The organism is Pseudomonas sp. LABIM340 (assembly GCF_040017195.2).
Lineage (GTDB): Bacteria > Pseudomonadota > Gammaproteobacteria > Pseudomonadales > Pseudomonadaceae > Pseudomonas.
Genome location: NZ_CM200227.1, coordinates 1,145,287 through 1,161,268, shown reverse-complemented (window position 1 = coordinate 1,161,268; position 15,982 = coordinate 1,145,287). Strand labels below are relative to the sequence as shown.

The following is a 15,982-nucleotide window of genomic DNA, read 5'->3' as shown; positions in this document are numbered from 1 at the left end:
CTCCATCTCTCCACCAAGCGTGGCGCGGCCCGTCGGCCGCTCCGCGACGCAGCCGGCTGCCTGCCGTACCCTGGTGCAACCGGGTTGTAACGAAAGGTCGACAGCCCCTAGGCAAAGCGTCCAAACTCAGGCATATAATTTGCTTCCTCGCGGCACCCCGGTGTCCGTAGTCGTGGATATGGCGCGCTTCGCGCCAGCGAACAAGGTGCCTAGTTCCAGCCATGAAACCATCGCTAGTCCTCAAGATGGGCCAGCAGCTGACGATGACTCCGCAGCTGCAACAGGCCATCCGACTGCTCCAGCTCTCCACGCTGGACCTCCAACAGGAAATCCAGGAAGCCCTGGAGTCCAACCCGATGCTGGAGCGCCAGGAAGAAGGCGAGGACTTCGACAACAGCGATCCCATGGCGGACGGTGCCGAGTCCGGCGCCAACGGCACCAGCAGCAGCTCCCAGGACAACTTCCAGGAAAGCACCACACCCAGCGTCGACAGCCTCGACGAGGACCAGTGGGCCGAGCGCATCCCCAACGAACTGCCGGTCGATACCGCCTGGGAAGACATCTACCAGACCAGCGCCAGCAGCCTGCCCAGCAACGATGACGACGAGTGGGACTTCACCTCCCGCACCTCCGCTGGTGAAAGCCTACAGAGCCATCTGCTGTGGCAACTCAACCTCCTGCCGATGTCCGATACCGACCGCCTGATCGCCCTGAGCATCATCGACGGCATCACGGACGACGGCTACCTCGACGAGTCCCTCGACGACATCCTCGCCTCCATCGACCCGGAACTGGGCGTGGAGATGGATGAAGTGGAAGTCGTCCTGCGCCGCGTGCAGCAGCTCGAACCCGCCGGCGTCGGTGCCCGCAACCTGCGCGAATGCCTGCTCCTGCAGCTGCGCCAGATGCCGACCAAGACCTACCTGCTGGCCGAGGCCATCCGTCTGGTCAGCGATCACCTGGACCTGCTCGGCAGCCGCGACTACAGCCAGCTGATGCGCCGCATGAAGCTCAAGGAAGACGAGCTGCGCGAGACCATCGAGCTGATCCAGTCGCTGCACCCGCGGCCCGGCTCGCAGATCGAATCCGGCGAAGCCGAATACGTCGTCCCGGATGTCATCGTGCGGAAGAACAACGAGCGCTGGCTGGTGGAACTCAACCAGGAAGCGGTGCCGCGCCTACGCGTGAACTCGCAGTACGCGGGCCTTGTGCGCCGCGCCGACTCCAGCGCCGACAACACCTTCATGCGCAACCAGTTGCAGGAAGCGCGCTGGTTCATCAAGAGCCTGCAGAGCCGCAACGAGACGCTGATGAAGGTGGCGACCCAGATCGTCGAGCACCAGCGCGGCTTCCTCGAGTATGGCGAGGAAGCGATGAAGCCACTGGTTCTGCACGACATCGCCGAGGCGGTGGGCATGCACGAGTCGACCATCTCCCGCGTCACCACGCAGAAATTCATGCACACGCCGCGTGGCATCTTCGAGCTGAAGTACTTCTTCTCCAGCCACGTCAGCACCTCCGAAGGCGGCGAGTGCTCGTCCACCGCGATTCGCGCCATCATCAAGAAACTGGTCGCGGCGGAAAGTCCGAAAAAGCCATTGAGTGACAGCAAGATCGCTGGTTTACTGGAGGCACAGGGCATTCAAGTGGCACGTCGTACCGTCGCCAAGTACCGGGAGTCCCTAGGAATCTCTCCCTCGAGCGAGCGCAAGCGGCTGGTGTGACGTTGATCCACGCCAAGGTGTTCCGGCGGCAGGCCCCATAACCTGCCACTTACACACGGGCAACAAGGAGAAAGCGGTATGCAAGTCAACATCAGTGGACATCAACTGGATGTGACCGACGCCCTGCGCGACTATGTCGGCGAGAAACTTGGCCGACTGGAGCGCCACTTCGACAAGATCACCAATGTTCAGGTCATCATGGAGGTCGAGAAGCTGAAGCAGAAAATTGAAGCCACCCTCCACATCGCCGGTGGCGAAGTGGTGGCCTGCGCGGAACATGAAGACATGTACGCGGCCATCGACCTGCTCACCGACAAGCTCGACCGCCAACTGATCAAGCACAAGGAAAAATACCTCGAACGCCAGCAAGGTGTTGGTGTCCGTTAACCCCTCCCTATGATCCGACTTGAGCAAATCCTGACCCCCGGCCGTTCCCTCGTGAACGTGCCGGGCGGCAGCAAGAAACGTGTCCTCGAACAAATCGCCAACCTGGTGGCTCGCGAGCTGCCGGGTTTCGATTCCCAAGACATCTTCGACAGCCTGGTGGCCCGGGAACGCCTGGGCTCCACCGGCTTCGGCAATGGCATCGCCATTCCGCACTGCCGCCTCCCCGGCTGCCAGTCGCCCATCAGCGCCATCCTGCACCTGGATCACCCGGTAGACTTCGACGCCCTCGACGGCGCGCCGGTCGACCTGGTGTTCGTGCTGCTGGTGCCGGAAGCGGCCACCGAGGAGCACCTGGAACTGCTGCGGCAGATCGCCTCCATGCTCGACCGCTCCGACGTCCGCGACCGCCTGCGTCACGCCGCCAACGGCGAGGACCTGTACCGGATCGTCGTGGACTTCCAGAACAACGGGCACTGATCATGCGCCTGATCATCATCAGTGGGAGATCCGGCTCGGGCAAGAGCACCGCGCTCAACGTGCTCGAGGACAACGGCTTCTACTGCATCGACAACCTGCCGGCCAGCCTCCTCCCGGACCTGGCCCAGCGCGCACTGCTGCACACCGAGCTGCTGCATCCGCAGGTCGCCGTCTCCATCGACGCGCGCAACCTGCCCAGCCAGCTGCAGCGCTTCCCCGAGCTGCTGCAGGAAGCCCGAGACAAGCACATCCAGTGCGACGTGCTGTACCTCGATGCCGATGATGAGACGCTGCTCAAACGCTTCTCCGAGACTCGCCGACGCCACCCGTTGACCACCGACACTCGCTCCCTCGCCGAGGCCATTAGCGACGAGTCGAACCTGCTGGCGCCGATCGCCGACCTGGCCGATCTCAAGCTCAACACCACCAACCTGAACCTCTACCAGCTGCGCGACGTGCTCAAGCTGCGCCTACTGAACAAGCCCGAACTGGGCACCGCCTTCCTGGTCGAATCCTTCGGCTTCAAGCGTGGCATGCCGGTGGACGCCGACCTGGTGTTCGACGTGCGCTGCCTGCCCAATCCGTACTGGAAGCCCGAACTGCGCGAGCACACCGGGCTGGAAGCGGAAGTCCAGGAGTACCTGGCGGCGCAACCGGACGTCGAGGAGATGTACCAGGATATCCTCGCCTACCTGAACAAATGGCTGCCGCGCTTCGCCGCGAGCAACCGGGCCTACGTGACCATCGCCATCGGCTGCACCGGTGGCCAGCACCGCTCGACCTACATTGCCGAGCGCATTGGTCAGGCCCTCAAGGAAACTCTCACCAACGTACAGATTCGCCACCGCGACCTGAGCTAAGCAGCGACAGACAACAAAAGGACAGCCCCTCGCGATGCCCGCCCTCGAAGTCACCATCATCAACAAGCTTGGCCTGCACGCTCGCGCGGCGGCCAAATTCGTCGGCGTCGCAGGGCGGTTCCCCTGCCAGGTTCGCGTGGGCCGCAATCCGGAGAGTACGGTGGACGGCAAGAGCATCATGGCCGTGATGATGCTGGCCGCCGGCAAGGGCACCAATCTGCACCTCGCCGCCGAAGGTGAGCAGGAAGACGAAGCAATCAAGGCGCTGGTCGACCTGATCAACAACTACTTCGACGAAGGCGAGTGACGCGCCGGGCCCTCAGCCCAGCGACGTATCCAGCACCATCATCAGACAGAAGCCAATGATCAGCCCCTGTGTGGCCTGCGCCGCGTGGCCGCGCCGCTGTGATTCGGGAATGATCTCGCGCACCACCACATAGAGCATCGCGCCCGCCGCTGCGGCCAGTCCCCAGGGCAGGAACATCCGCGAGATGCCGATCAGCCAGGCGCAAAGCACCGCGAACAGGGGCTCCACCAGCCCGGAAGCCGCACCCGCCAGCGCCGCCTTGCCGCGCGAAACGCCCGCCCCAGCCAGTACCAGCGCGATCGCCAGCCCTTCGGGCACATCCTGCAGCGCGATCCCCAGCGCCAGGCCGCTCGCGCCCTGCACCTCTCCGCCGGCAGCAACCCCCACAGCCATGCCTTCGGGAATGTTATGCAGAACAATGGCGGCGACGAACAGCAGGATGCGTGCGGGCACCTTGCCTTCGGCCACGCCCTGAATATTCGCCTGGGCGTCTTCGAGCACCCGACCGAACACCGCCAGACCGAAGGCTCCCAGAGCCAAGCCGAGACTGACCAGCAGCGAGGCCAGCCAGGTCGGGCGCCCGGAAGCTTCCGCCGCCTCCAGCGCCGGCAGCAGCAGGGAAAAGGCCGTGGCGGCCAGCATGACCCCGGCGCCGAAGCCAAGCATGGTGTCGGCGATGCGCGCCGGCATGCTGCGCACCAGCAACACCGGCAGAGCACCCAGGGCGGTCCCGAGTGCGCAGAGCATGCCGCCATGCAGGGCCAGGTACATCGGCGGAGACAGCTGCAGCCGCGCCAGTTCCATCAGGTGCTGGGCCACGAGCACACCTCCGCCGAGGACGATGCTCAGTCCCAGCAACCAACGCAAATTGCGTCCTCCGCTTTCACGCAGACTCTGCACGATCAGACGCATGCTGCTGCCTTCGGTTTCATCCTTTGCCTCGTGCCTGCTGGGCCACTCGGTAGCGGCGCAGCACCTCCGGCCAGGCGACCACGTTGTAGAAAGCCGCAATGTATTCCGGCCGGCGGTTCTGGTAGCGCAGGTAGTAGGCGTGCTCCCAGACATCCAGGCCGAGGATCGGCAGGTTGCCCTGCATCAGCGGGCTGTCCTGGTTACCGCTGCTCTCGACGACCAGCTGGCCCTGCGGATCGACGCTCAGCCACGCCCAGCCGCTGCCGAAGCGAGTCAGCGCCGCCTTGGTAAAGGCCTGGCAGAAGGCGTCGTAGCCGCCCAGTTCAGCGTCTATCGCCTGGCGCAGCTCTTCCTGCGGCTGACCGCCACCATCCGGTGCCATCACGGTCCAGAACAGTGAATGGTTGGCGTGGCCGCCGCCGTTGTTGATCACCGGTCCGCGCAGGGCGGCGGGGAGACTGTCGAGTTGCTGCAGCAGTCGCTCTACCGGAGTCTCCGCGAACTCAGTGCCTTCCAGCGCTGCGTTGAGGTTGTTGATGTAGGTCTGGTGGTGCTTGCTGTGGTGGATTTCCATGGTCTGCGCATCGATGTGCGGCTCCAGCGCAGCGTAGGCATAGGGCAAGGCAGGCAGGACGTGAGGCATCTTCAAACCTTCTATCAGTGGTAGCGCATCGACTCAGCGATAGCGCATCGACTAGTGGTAACGCATCGAATGCACGGCAGTGAACAGCCCCGGACGCAGCTCTACCGCACCCTGGCGGCGCAGCAGGCGCTGGGTGCGCGGGTACGTGCCGTGTTCGCCGATGAAGTTGAGCAGCTCGACGTAGGTACGGCGGCTGTGCTGCACCGCTGCGGCGCGCAGATCCGAGCATTTGCGCAGGTCCTCCCCCAGCGCGAGCAGGCGCTCGTGGCAGGCGCAGAGGTACTCAGCGGTCTCTTCCGGTTGGCCCAGCTGCAAGTGCAGGTCACCGAGGTTGTGGTGCGAGATGACGAAGGCCATCACCGCTTCCTCGGCGTCATGCCACCGATCCAGCAGCACCTGTGCCAGCGCCAGAGCGTGGAGGTAGTGCTCACGGGCATCGATCAATTCCTGACGAATGAAGCAGCGGTTGCCCAGTTCGATGGTGCGTTGCCAATGACGCATGGCAGGTTCCTCCAGCGGGTGGGGCGGACTCAGAGTCCGCCGGCGGTGAGCTTCTCGGGATCGAGCAGTTGCTCGAGGCGGGCACGATCCAGATCAGTGTTTTCGAGCGCGACCTCGATGATCGGCCGGCCCTCGCGATAAGCTTGCTTGGCGATCTCGGCAGCCTTCTGGTAGCCGATGATCGGGTTCAGCGCGGTGACCAGGATCGGGTTGCGCGACAGCGCCTCACGCAGGCTCGCCTCGTTGACCTTGAAGCTGGCGATGGCCTTGTCCGCCAGCAGGCGGCTGACGCTGGCCAGCAGGTGGATGCTGTGCAGCAGGTTGTCGGCGATCACCGGCAGCATCACGTTCAGCTCGAAGTTGCCGGACTGCCCGGCGACCGCGATGGTGGTGTCGTTGCCCATCACCTGGGCGGCGACCATGGCGGTGGCTTCCGGAATCACCGGATTGACCTTGCCGGGCATGATCGAGGAGCCCGGCTGCAGGGCCTCCAGCTCGATCTCGGCGAGGCCGGCGAGCGGGCCGGAGTTCATCCAGCGCAGGTCGTTGGCGATCTTCATCAGCGCCACGGCCAGCGCCTTGAGCTGGCCGGAGGTGGCCACGGCGATGTCCTGGGCGCCGATCAGCGCGAAGAAGTCGTCACCGGGGCGGAACACCAGGCCGGTCAGGCCATTGAGCTCCTCGCAGAAGCGCGCGGAGAACTGCGGATGGGCGTTCACCCCGGTACCGACCGCAGTGCCACCCTGGGCGAGTTGCTGCAGTGCCGGCAGTTGTGCCTCGATACCCTGCAATGCCTGGCGCACCTGCTGGGCCCAGCCACCGAGCACCTGGCTCAGGCGTACCGGCATGGCGTCCATCAGATGGGTCCGGCCGGTCTTTACGTGCTGGTGAACAGCCTTGGACTTCCTCTCCAGGGTCGCATGCAGGTGGTCAAGCGCTGGCAGAAGATGCTGGTGGACCTCCAGCGCCGCACTGATGTGGATGGTCGAGGGGATGATGTCATTACTGCTCTGCCCGCAGTTGACCTGGTCATTGGCATTGACCGGCTTGCCGAGGCGGCGACTGGCAAGGGTCGCGACCACCTCGTTGGCGTTCATGTTCGAACTGGTGCCCGAGCCGGTCTGGAACACGTCCACCGGGAAATGCTGCTGCAGATCGCCGGCCAGCAGTTCTTCGCAGGCGGTGACGATGGCGGCGCCGGTCTCCGCGTCCAATTGTTCCAGGCTGACATTGGCGCGGGCCGCGGCCGCCTTGGCCAGCAGCAGCGCGCGGATGAACGGACGCGGCATGCGCTGGCCACTCACCGGGAAGTTGTTCACCGCCCGCTGCGTCTGGGCGCCGTAGAGTGCCGAAGCCGGCACCTCCAGTTCGCCCATGCTGTCGCGTTCGATACGGCTGTCAGTCATTCTCGATTCCTTCTTGCAGTCTCAGGGAAGGCGCCATCTCCTGCTGCGCCATGCGCCGGGCCAGCAGGCACAGGCGTTGACGCTGGGCGGTCGAAGTCGCCAGGCGTTGCAGTTCACGCAGCGGGAGATAGGCGTGATCCAGGCAGAGCACGCGCCAGTGCCAGGGCAGCGCGATGTCACGGCTGCTGTCGAGCAGCAGCCCGAAGCACTTCTCGAACAGGCGCCAGGCCGGCACCGGCTCCCAGGCCGCCAGGTAGCGCGCTTCGCCGAGATACTGCTCGACCAGACGCGGCTCATTCGGCTCCAGGGCGCAGCGGATGCGGGTGCCCAGGCGATACCAGCGGTCGGTGATTGAACTGTCGATTTCGGCGAACATGGCAATCTCTCAATCGATAATGAGATTGATTATTGTTTCCGAAAGACAAAAAAACAAGCCGCCCGTACGCATTGCGCTGGGCGGCTCGTCTGGAGAAGGGAATCGAAGAAGGGCTGAAAGCCGCGGCCAGTGGGGCCGCGGCCGCTGGATCAGTTGCCGGCGACCATCATCTTTTCGATGAGCACGGAGCCGGTATGCAGGTTGCCGCGGTACTCCACATCGTTGCCGATGGCGACGATATTGCGGAACAGATCGCGCAGGTTGGCGGCGATGGTGACTTCCTGCACCGGGAACTGGATTTCGCCGTTTTCTACCCAGTAGCCACCGGCACCACGGGAGTAGTCGCCGGTCACCAGGTTGACGCCCTGCCCCATCAGCTCGGTGACCAGCAGGCCACGGCCCATGCGGCGGATCAGGGCGGCCTGGTCCTCGTCGCCATGGCTGACGAACAGATTGTGCACGCCGCCGGAGTTGGCCGTGCTGGGCATGCCCAGCTTGCGCCCGGAGTAGGTGCCGAGTACGTAGGAGACCAGTTCGCCGCCCTCGACAAAGGGCTTTGCGTAGGTCGCCAGGCCATCGTTGTCGAACGAAGCACTGCCCAGCGCGCCACGCAGCAGCGGGCGTTCGTCCAGGGTCAGCCATTCCGGGAACAGCCGCTGGCCCAGCGCGCCTTCGAGGAACGAGGACTTGCGGTACAGGCTGCCGCCGGAGATCGCGCCGAGGAAGTGGCCGAACAGGCCGACGGCGACTTCCGGGGCGAACAGCACCGGCACTTCAGCGGTGGGCACCGGGCGCGCACCGAGACGGCTGGCGGCGCGCTCGGCGGCGCGGCGGCCGATGGATTCAGGAGTGGCCAGCAGCTCGCCGCGACGGTTCACGTCGTACCAGTAGTCGCGCTGCATCTGCCCTTCCAGCTCGGCGATCATCACGCAGCTCAGGCTGTGGCGGGTACTGGCGTAGCCGCCGACGAAGCCGTGGCTGTTGCCGTAGACGCGGCAGCCCTGGTGGGTATTCAACGTGGTGCCGTCGGCCTTGGTAACGCGCTTGTCGGTGGCGAACGCAGCGGCCTCGCACACCAGCGCGCGCTCGATTGCCTGGTCGGGGGTGATCGACCAGCCGTGGTACAGATCCAGGTCCGGCAGGTCGCGGGCCATCAGCGCCGGATCGGCCAGGCCGGCACAATCGTCTTCGGAAGCGTGCTTGGCAATCGCCAGCGCCGCCGCCACGGTCTCGCGGATGGCGTCCGCGCCGGTCGCCGAGGTGCTCGCCGAGCCCTTGCGCTGGCCGACGTAGAGGGTGATGCCGAAGCCCTGGTCGCGGTTGAACTCGACGGTCTCGACTTCACCCTGGCGTACCGAGGTCGACAGCCCCTGCTCCACCGACACCGCCACCTCGCAGGCGCTGGCGCCCTGCCGGGTGGCCTCGGCGATGATCCGCTCGACCTGCTCGCGCAGTTCGGGAAGGACCTCCGGGCTCACTGCCGGGTTGTGTTCGCTCATTGCATGCCTCTCCTGTTCATGGTCCGGCCCCGCCATCAGGCGGCGGCGACCGGCGCGGGCCGGACAAGCGGCCCCTGACTCGTTATCATGGCGGCGTTTTCAACGAGACCCCCGCCATGGCTGAAATTCACGATGACGACTCGTTCTTCGATGAGAAGAGCAAGACGCAAGTAAAACGCGAAATGCACGCGCTGCAGGAACTCGGCGAGCGCCTGACCGCGCTCAAGGCCGACATGCTCGACCGCATGCCGCTCACCGATCCGCTGCGCCGCGCACTGGAAGAAGCTCCCAAGCACAAGGCCAACGCCGCCAAGAAACGCCACCGGCAGTTCATCGGCAAGCTGATGCGTGACCAGGACGTCGAGGCGATCCTTGCCCTGCTGGAGCAGGTAGATACTTCTACCCGCCAGTACAACGAACGCTTCCACGCCCTGGAGCGCTGGCGCGACCACCTGATCACTGGCGGTGACGCCGCGCTGTCGGCCTTCTTCGGCGAATACCCGGAAAGCGACCGCCAGCATCTGCTCCAGCTGATCCGCCACGCCCAGCACGAGGCCGCTCACAACAAGCCTCCGGCAGCGGCGCGGAAGATCTTCAAGTACATCCGCGAGCTGGACGAGCTGAAACGCGGCCTGCGCTGAGCGGCCGCGACCTTCCCTTCCAGCCCCACCGGCAACGGCCTCAGCCGCCCGTGCCGCCAACGGTGATGGCGTCGATCTTCAGGGTCGGCTGACCGACACCGACCGGCACGGACTGGCCGTCCTTGCCGCAGGTACCCACGCCGCTGTCCAGCGCCAGGTCGTTGCCGACCATGGACACCCGGCTCATCACTTCCGGACCGTTGCCGATCAGGGTCGCGCCCTTCACCGGGCGGGTGATCTTGCCGTTCTCGATCAGGTAGGCCTCGCTGGTGGCGAAGACGAACTTGCCGCTGGTGATGTCCACCTGGCCGCCGCCGAGGTTCGCGCAGTAGATGCCGCGCTCGACGCTGGCGATGATTTCCTGCGGATCGCTCTGCCCGGCCAGCATGTAGGTGTTGGTCATGCGCGGCATCGGCAGGTGCGCATAGGACTCGCGGCGGCCGTTGCCGGTGCGCGCCACGCCCATCAGGCGGGCGTTGAGCTTGTCTTGCATGTAGCCCTTGAGGATGCCGTTTTCGATCAGCACGTTGCAGTTGGTCGGCGTGCCCTCGTCGTCCACCGACAGCGAACCACGACGGCCGGCGATGGTGCCGTCGTCGACGATGGTGCACAGGCTGGAAGCGACTTTCTCGCCAATCCGCCCGCTGTAGTTGGAGCTGCCCTTGCGGTTGAAGTCGCCTTCCAGGCCGTGGCCCACGGCTTCGTGCAGCAGCACGCCGGACCAGCCGGCACCCATCACCACCGGCAGGCTGCCGGCCGGCGCGGGCACCGCTTCGAGGTTGACCAGGGCCTGGCGCAACGCCTCGCGGGCGTAGCTCATGGCGCGGTCTTCCTGCAGGAAGTACTTGTAGTCGGTACGCCTGCCACCGCCGTGACCGCCACGCTCGCGGCGGCCGTTCTGCTCGACGATGACGCTGACATTGAAGCGCACCAGCGGGCGGATGTCCGCGGCCAGCGAACCGTCCGCCGCAGCGATCAGCACCTGGTCCCAGACGCCGGCGAGGCTGACGGTGACCTGCTGGATGCGCGGATCGAGGGCGCGGGTGGCGGCGTCGATCTTCTGCAGCAACTCCACCTTTTCGGCGCGGCTCATCACGTCCAGCGGGTTCTCGCCGGCGTACAGGCGGGTCGGCACCACGGCCTGGAACGCCTGCACCTTGCCGTTCTGCCCGGCGCGGGAAATCGAACGGGCGGCGCGGGCGGCCTGGATCAGCGCTTCATGGTTGATCGCGTTGCTGTAGGCGAAGCCGGTCTTCTCGCCGGACTGCGCGCGCACGCCGACGCCCTGGTCCATGTGGAAGCTGCCTTCCTTGACGATGCCGTCTTCAAGCATCCAGGACTCGGAGACCTGGCTCTGGAAGTACAGGTCAGCGGCGTCGATGCCGGGGCCGCTCAGCTCGTGCAGGATCGGCGACAGCTGGTCGATATCCAGACCACCGGGGGCCAGCAGGTGCTGACTGACGGATGACAACAGTTCGCTCATATTCACTCCGTACGCGCCGGTCGTGGTTCGACCGGCGGGAAAAATCTTCTGTGCCGGGCAATCGGCATGCGCTGCCGGACCGCCGCCTGTTCCTCACTGTCGCGCTCGGCGAGCAGCACGGCCTCGCCCTTGGCCTGTTCGGCGAGGATACGCCCCCAGGGATCGACGATGGCCGACTGGCCCCAGGTTTCCCGTCCTTTGGGGTGGGTACCGCCCTGACCGGCCGCCAGCAGGTAGCACTGGGTCTCGATGGCGCGGGCGCGGACGAGGATTTCCCAGTGCGCCGCACCGGTCACCGCGGTGAAGGCCGCCGGGGCGCTGATCAGTTCCGCGCCAGCCTCGCGCAGCGCCGTGTAGAGCTCGGGGAAGCGCAGGTCGTAGCAGACCGTCATTCCCAGACGCCCAACCGGCGTATCCGCCACCACCACGCGCTGACCGAAGGCGTAGTCGTCCGACTCGCGATAGCGGCCACGGGCGTCAGCGACGTCCACGTCGAACAGGTGCAGCTTGTCGTAGCGCGCCGCCACTTCGCCGCGCTCGTCCACCAGCAGCGAACAGGCGTTGGCCTTGGCGTCCGACTGGCCTTCGGGCGGCAGCGGAAGGGTGCCGGCGACTATCCACAACCTGAGGTCGCGGGCGGTGCTTTTCAACCAGGGCAGGATTGGGCCTTCGCCCATCGCTTCGGCCCGGCCGATCTCCGCGAGATCGCGGCGGCCCATGGCGGCGAAGTTCTCCGGCAGCACGGCGAGGCGCGCGCCGCCCTCGGCGGCCTGCTCGAGCAGGCGACGGGCGGCGGCGAGATTGGCCAGGACATCGTCCTGGCTGACCATCTGGATGACGGCAATGGACATGCTGAGCTCCGTCGGTGTCTGGGTTTCATGCTAACTGAAGCCCGACCTTTCTGCTCGATTGAGGGGCTCAATGAGGCTTTTCGAAAGGCTTCTCGAAAGCGATGGTGGGGCTCTGCCACGGGCCCTTTACGCTGTACTGAACGCTAGCGAAGCGCGCGACCTTGTCGCCCAGCAGCTTGTCCACCACGAACAGCGCCCCACCAATGGCCGGCGCGCCGACGATCAGCGCCGCCAGCGGCAGGTTGTTGGTCACCGGCAAGGTCACCAGCAGCTTGGCGTCGATCTCGTCGTGGGCCAGGTCCAGGGTGCCGTTGAGTTCTAGGTTGCTCGACGGGCCGTCCAGGCGCAGCGGTTCGCGGGTGAAGTAGACGCCGTCGGTGGCGGTGAGTACGCCCTTCACGCGGTCATAGCTCAGGCCCTTGCCGAGCAGGTCGGAGAAGTCCAGGCGCAGGCGGCGGTTGATGGCGTTGAAGTTGAGCAGGCCGAATACGCGCAGGGCATTGGCGCCGCCCTCTACTTCGACGAACTGGCCCTTGCGCAGGCTGGCGTCGAGGGTGCCGCCGAAGCGTCGCAGGTTCAGCGCCGCCGGGGAGCCCGGCCAGTTGCCGTTGATGTCCACGCGGAAGCGCTCGCTGGTCACGCTGGGCGCGAAGTCCCAGGCCTTGAGCACATCACCCAGGTTCTTGCCTTCGAGCTGGCCCTGGAAGGTACTGCGGGCGCTGGACTCCATGCCGTCCCAGCGCAGGTTGCCCTTCACCGACAGGCCACGCAGGTCCAGGTTGACGTCGTTGAAGCCCACGCCTGTTGGCGTCGGCCGCACGTTGAAGCTCCAGGCGCCGACTGGCTTGCCTGCCTTCAGCACCTGGCGGATGGACACGTCCATCGGTGGCAGGGTCCGCGGGTCGACCTTCGCCAGCGGGTCCGGCTGCTCCACCGCCTTCTCGGAATCGATGGCCTCGCCCTTGGGCAGGTCGATGCGGTCCAGGGCGATCTGGATCGGCTTCACCTTGCTGTCAGGCAGGGTGACCTTGCCGGAAACCAGTGAGCTGACCAGCCCGACCTGCCAGCTGCTGTCGACACGCGCCAGGTCCAGCGTGAGGTTTTCCAGGGTCTGGCCGAAGCCCTTGAAGCGACCGATCTGCAGGTCCGCACCGCGCAACAGGCCAGCCGCGCCTTCCACCCCGGTGTTGGAGTACTTCTTCGCAACGGCCATCCAGGCGTCGGCGTCGACCTCGTCGATCTTGCCGCGCACCTGCACACCGCTCCAGTTGGGCAGCACGGCCGGATCGCCCCCCAGGCGCAGCACGCCGCGGCCAGCCAGCGGCTGATCCACCGGTGCGGCGTAGGCCAGGCTGGCGCGGTCGCCATAGGTCGCCCAGTAACGCCGCTCGGCGCCGTCCAGGGTCATGCGCCACTCGCTCTCGCGGGTCTCCTGAGAGGCCTTTCCTAGCGGCGCCGGCAGGTCGATGGTGACGCCTTGCAGGTTCGAGGCGACCTGCAACTGGCTATCCTTGCCGTCGAGCAGCAGGTTGAGCTGGAAGGGAATGCTCCCGTCGACCGGCAACTGCTTCTGCACCTTGCCCCACTCGAGCAGGGACTTGACCGGCACCTGGCCGCCCACCAGCACCCGCGTGCGCGGTACGCCGTTGCGGCCTTCGGCGCGAATGCTGCCGGTGACGCGGGCGCCCAGCACCTGGGCCGCGATGTTCTGCCCGCTCAGGCCGCTGTCGGTGTCGTAGCGGAACTTGCCCTTGACCTGTTCGAGGTTCAGCTCGGGCTTGGCGATCTTCAACTTCGCCTTGTCAGTGTCGAAGTCGACTATCACCCGCGCCTTGCTCGCCTCGCCCTTGGCCAGGGGAATGTCGAGATTGAGGTGGCCGTTCAGGTCACCGGAGCCTTCCCAGCCGGCGAAGGTATGGGTCGCGCCGATCGGCGAGTCCTGGAGAATCTTCAGGCCATCGACGAGGTTGCTGTCGATGTCGCCGTTCACGTGCAGGTGGGCAACTTCGCCCGGGTCCGAGTGGGGAATCTCCACCGACACATCGCGCACCTGGCTGTTGAGGATCTGCCCGCTGCTGGCGTTGATGCTGACGCCCGTGTCCTCGACCCGCACCTCGCCCTCGGCCTTGCTCAGGCCGGGCCAGCCGGGCTGGTAGTCGAGCACGCCGTCGTGGACCTTGAAATACAGGGTCATGGCGTGGGCTTCGGGCGCCGAGCCCTTCTGCAGCGAGCCCTGCCAGAGGAAATAGCCCTGCTCGATGCGACCGCTCTTGATCGAGCCCTTGAGCCAGGCGGCAAGGTCCTTGCTCATCTGCGGGATGACGGTCGGCAGGTACTTGCCGGTGTAGCGCGCATCGCCATTGCTCATGCCGACTCGCAGGTCCATGTAGTCCTCCTGCGCCGGGTCGCGCATCAGGCGGATCAGCATGTCACCGGCGATGGTGCCCTCCTCGCCTTCCACCCGCATCAGGTGGCTGCCGAGGGTGAAGGCCTCGTCGTTGAGCTTGAAGAACATGCGCGTGTGCGCAGTGCGGTAGTGCCAGGGCTCCGGGAAGAGGGTTGCCAGGTGAAGCATGAAGTTCTGGGCGTTGGCATCCAGCGTGCCGCCTTCCAGGTTGCCGCGCAGGGTGCCATCGACATTGGCCACGGCGGGCACGTCATGGAAGGCGCTGACGCCAACCTTCTCCAGGTTGGTGGCATAGGCAACGCGCTCGGAGCCCTCGCGCTGCGGCCAGTAATCGAAGTTGACGTTGTGCAGCACGCCCTGCGGCTTGAGGCCGTCGAGCCACTCGATGGCCTTGTCCGGCAGCGGCGCCAGTGCAGTAATGGTCGGCCCCAGCGGGGTCAGGTCGAGGCGGTCGGCACGCAACTGCCAGTGCTCCTCGCCCTTCATCCGACGAGTCAGCTCCAGTTCCACCTCGCCCCAGCGCGTTTCGCCGAGGTTCGCTGCCAGATCGGCGACGCGCAGGTCGAAATCGTCGCCATTGCGCTGGAAGAACAGACTGACGCCAAGGTCACTCAGGCTCACCGGTTTGCGATCGCCCAGCGCCGCGTCGATCTTCGGCGCGTTCAGGCGCGCCACAGCCGACACCGGCACGCCCTTGTCGATGGTCGCCCAGAACTCGCCGCCGGCCCTGGCCTGGGACAGCTTCCAGGCACCGGTGAGGCGCTCAGGCAGCCACTTGGCCCAGTCGGCTTGAGGCAGGCTGAGGTACAGCTGCGCCGAACTCTTCGCCCAGTCGTCACGGTTCAGGCGGGTTTCCAGGCGCGCCGCCACCGGCTCGCCGCCGGGCAGGCTGAGGCGTGCTTCCAGGCGCTGGCGGCTGCCGCTGCGCAGGGTCATGCCGACGTAGGTCAGCGACAGCGGGCTGGCCTGCTGCGGCAGCACGGTCAGCTGGCTGTCCATCAGCGACAGGCGACGCGGGGTCAGCAGCAGGTCGATGAGCTTGCGCGGATCGGTGTCGCCGCCACGGCTGGGCAGGCCATCGGCGTGCCACTTGCCGTCCTCGTCTTCGCGCAGGGTCAGGTGCAGACCTTCCAGTTCCAGGCTGTCGATGCGCGGCTGGCGCGCCATTACGCTGCCGAGGATGTCCGGAGTCAGACGTACCCGTTCCAGACGCAGGGAGTCATTGCCCTCGCCCAGTTGGATATCGCGCACCACGATGATCGGGCTGAAGGCATGCCAGTGCCCCTCCAGCGCGCCGATGGCCACCGGCAGGCCCAGTTGTTCGCTGGCCTTCTGCGCAAGGTCATCGCGGTACTCTGCCACCAGCGGTACCAGTTGCCGGCCGAGGCTGACGTACAGCGCGAGCAGCACCAGCCCCAGCGCCAGGAGGCCCAGGATGACGCGCAGGGAAGTGGCGAACAGGCGGCCGGCACGCTCCATGTCAGCCGGCTGCCTGTGAAGTGAAGCGA

Annotated in this window: 15 protein-coding genes; 6 read left to right on the top strand and 9 right to left on the bottom strand. The window is 65.9% G+C overall.

Annotated elements, in window-relative coordinates; genetic code table 11:
- The first annotated feature begins 221 nt into the window (after positions 1–221).
- The 5 genes from ABKS89_RS05595 (at position 222) to ABKS89_RS05575 (ending at position 3,755) form a co-directional block, all read left to right on the top strand.
- Entirely contained in the window at positions 222–1,724 is a 1,503-nt protein-coding gene (locus ABKS89_RS05595; RefSeq protein ID WP_138212281.1) for an RNA polymerase factor sigma-54, read from the top strand.
- A 78-nt stretch (positions 1,725–1,802) separates the two neighbouring features.
- Positions 1,803–2,111, top strand: a complete 309-nt coding sequence (gene hpf, locus ABKS89_RS05590) for a ribosome hibernation-promoting factor, HPF/YfiA family (protein ID WP_017518151.1) — start codon at positions 1,803–1,805, stop codon at positions 2,109–2,111.
- 9 nt (positions 2,112–2,120) lie between these two features.
- Positions 2,121–2,588, top strand: a complete 468-nt coding sequence (gene ptsN, locus ABKS89_RS05585; protein ID WP_037009823.1) for a PTS IIA-like nitrogen regulatory protein PtsN — start codon at positions 2,121–2,123, stop codon at positions 2,586–2,588.
- A 2-nt stretch (positions 2,589–2,590) separates the two neighbouring features.
- Positions 2,591–3,448, top strand: coding sequence for an RNase adapter RapZ (gene rapZ / locus ABKS89_RS05580; RefSeq protein ID WP_138212280.1), 858 nt, complete (start codon positions 2,591–2,593; stop codon positions 3,446–3,448).
- Between the two features lie 34 nt (positions 3,449–3,482).
- Positions 3,483–3,755 (top strand): HPr family phosphocarrier protein, encoded by a 273-nt coding sequence (locus ABKS89_RS05575; RefSeq protein WP_081517453.1) that lies wholly within the window; start codon positions 3,483–3,485, stop codon positions 3,753–3,755.
- Positions 3,756–3,767: 12 nt separating this feature from the next.
- Here the strand turns inward: ABKS89_RS05575 and ABKS89_RS05570 are convergent, their stop codons facing one another.
- From ABKS89_RS05570 to pmbA, 6 genes are all read right to left on the bottom strand, one after another.
- The gene (locus ABKS89_RS05570; protein ID WP_518301030.1) at positions 3,768–4,661 is read right to left on the bottom strand and encodes a ZIP family metal transporter; all 894 of its coding nucleotides are present in this window, start codon (positions 4,659–4,661) and stop codon (positions 3,768–3,770) included.
- 22 nt (positions 4,662–4,683) lie between these two features.
- A complete protein-coding gene (locus tag ABKS89_RS05565; RefSeq protein ID WP_138212278.1) occupies positions 4,684–5,310 on the bottom strand; it encodes a superoxide dismutase in 627 nt (208 codons plus the stop codon).
- Positions 5,311–5,361: 51 nt separating this feature from the next.
- Positions 5,362–5,811, bottom strand: a complete 450-nt coding sequence (locus ABKS89_RS05560; RefSeq protein WP_081517451.1) for a DUF2753 family protein — start codon at positions 5,809–5,811, stop codon at positions 5,362–5,364.
- 29 nt (positions 5,812–5,840) lie between these two features.
- Positions 5,841–7,217: a class II fumarate hydratase FumC gene (gene fumC / locus ABKS89_RS05555; RefSeq protein WP_348588053.1), complete on the bottom strand. Its 1,377-nt coding sequence runs from the start codon at positions 7,215–7,217 to the stop codon at positions 5,841–5,843.
- A complete protein-coding gene (locus tag ABKS89_RS05550) occupies positions 7,210–7,593 on the bottom strand; it encodes a hypothetical protein (RefSeq protein WP_045209578.1) in 384 nt (127 codons plus the stop codon). Before ABKS89_RS05550 ends, fumC begins: the two co-directional genes overlap by 8 nt.
- A 149-nt stretch (positions 7,594–7,742) precedes the next feature.
- Positions 7,743–9,092, bottom strand: coding sequence for a metalloprotease PmbA (gene pmbA / locus ABKS89_RS05545; RefSeq protein ID WP_348588054.1), 1,350 nt, complete (start codon positions 9,090–9,092; stop codon positions 7,743–7,745).
- Positions 9,093–9,208: 116 nt separating this feature from the next.
- Here pmbA and yjgA point away from each other — a divergent pair, with 116 nt between their 5' ends.
- On the top strand, positions 9,209–9,733 hold the full coding sequence (gene yjgA, locus ABKS89_RS05540) for a ribosome biogenesis factor YjgA (protein ID WP_242015294.1): 525 nt from the start codon (positions 9,209–9,211) through the stop codon (positions 9,731–9,733).
- 40 nt (positions 9,734–9,773) lie between these two features.
- On the opposite strand, the gene tldD is transcribed toward yjgA, so the two are convergent.
- The 3 genes from tldD to ABKS89_RS05525 form a co-directional block, all read right to left on the bottom strand.
- Complete coding sequence (gene tldD / locus ABKS89_RS05535) at positions 9,774–11,216, bottom strand: metalloprotease TldD (RefSeq protein ID WP_348588055.1); 1,443 nt, start codon at positions 11,214–11,216, stop codon at positions 9,774–9,776.
- 2 nt (positions 11,217–11,218) lie between these two features.
- Positions 11,219–12,067, bottom strand: a complete 849-nt coding sequence (locus ABKS89_RS05530; RefSeq protein ID WP_138212273.1) for a carbon-nitrogen hydrolase family protein — start codon at positions 12,065–12,067, stop codon at positions 11,219–11,221.
- 67 nt (positions 12,068–12,134) lie between these two features.
- A complete protein-coding gene (locus ABKS89_RS05525; protein WP_348588056.1) occupies positions 12,135–15,953 on the bottom strand; it encodes a YhdP family protein in 3,819 nt (1,272 codons plus the stop codon).
- Positions 15,954–15,982 lie beyond the last annotated feature (29 nt).

Excerpts from the sequence above, each read along its gene's own strand:
- ABKS89_RS05595 (WP_138212281.1), top strand. The coding sequence starts at position 222 with ATGAAACCATCGCTAGTCCTCAAGATGGGCCAGCAGCTGACGATGACT.
- hpf (WP_017518151.1), top strand. The coding sequence starts at position 1,803 with ATGCAAGTCAACATCAGTGGACATCAACTGGATGTGACCGACGCCCTG.
- ptsN (WP_037009823.1), top strand. The coding sequence starts at position 2,121 with ATGATCCGACTTGAGCAAATCCTGACCCCCGGCCGTTCCCTCGTGAAC.
- rapZ (WP_138212280.1), top strand. The coding sequence starts at position 2,591 with ATGCGCCTGATCATCATCAGTGGGAGATCCGGCTCGGGCAAGAGCACC.
- ABKS89_RS05575 (WP_081517453.1), top strand. The coding sequence starts at position 3,483 with ATGCCCGCCCTCGAAGTCACCATCATCAACAAGCTTGGCCTGCACGCT.
- ABKS89_RS05565 (WP_138212278.1), bottom strand. The coding sequence starts at position 5,310 with ATGCCTCACGTCCTGCCTGCCTTGCCCTATGCCTACGCTGCGCTGGAG.
- ABKS89_RS05560 (WP_081517451.1), bottom strand. The coding sequence starts at position 5,811 with ATGCGTCATTGGCAACGCACCATCGAACTGGGCAACCGCTGCTTCATT.
- fumC (WP_348588053.1), bottom strand. The coding sequence starts at position 7,217 with ATGACTGACAGCCGTATCGAACGCGACAGCATGGGCGAACTGGAGGTG.
- ABKS89_RS05550 (WP_045209578.1), bottom strand. The coding sequence starts at position 7,593 with ATGTTCGCCGAAATCGACAGTTCAATCACCGACCGCTGGTATCGCCTG.
- pmbA (WP_348588054.1), bottom strand. The coding sequence starts at position 9,092 with ATGAGCGAACACAACCCGGCAGTGAGCCCGGAGGTCCTTCCCGAACTG.
- yjgA (WP_242015294.1), top strand. The coding sequence starts at position 9,209 with ATGGCTGAAATTCACGATGACGACTCGTTCTTCGATGAGAAGAGCAAG.
- tldD (WP_348588055.1), bottom strand. The coding sequence starts at position 11,216 with ATGAGCGAACTGTTGTCATCCGTCAGTCAGCACCTGCTGGCCCCCGGT.
- ABKS89_RS05530 (WP_138212273.1), bottom strand. The coding sequence starts at position 12,067 with ATGTCCATTGCCGTCATCCAGATGGTCAGCCAGGACGATGTCCTGGCC.
- ABKS89_RS05525 (WP_348588056.1), bottom strand. The coding sequence starts at position 15,953 with ATGGAGCGTGCCGGCCGCCTGTTCGCCACTTCCCTGCGCGTCATCCTG.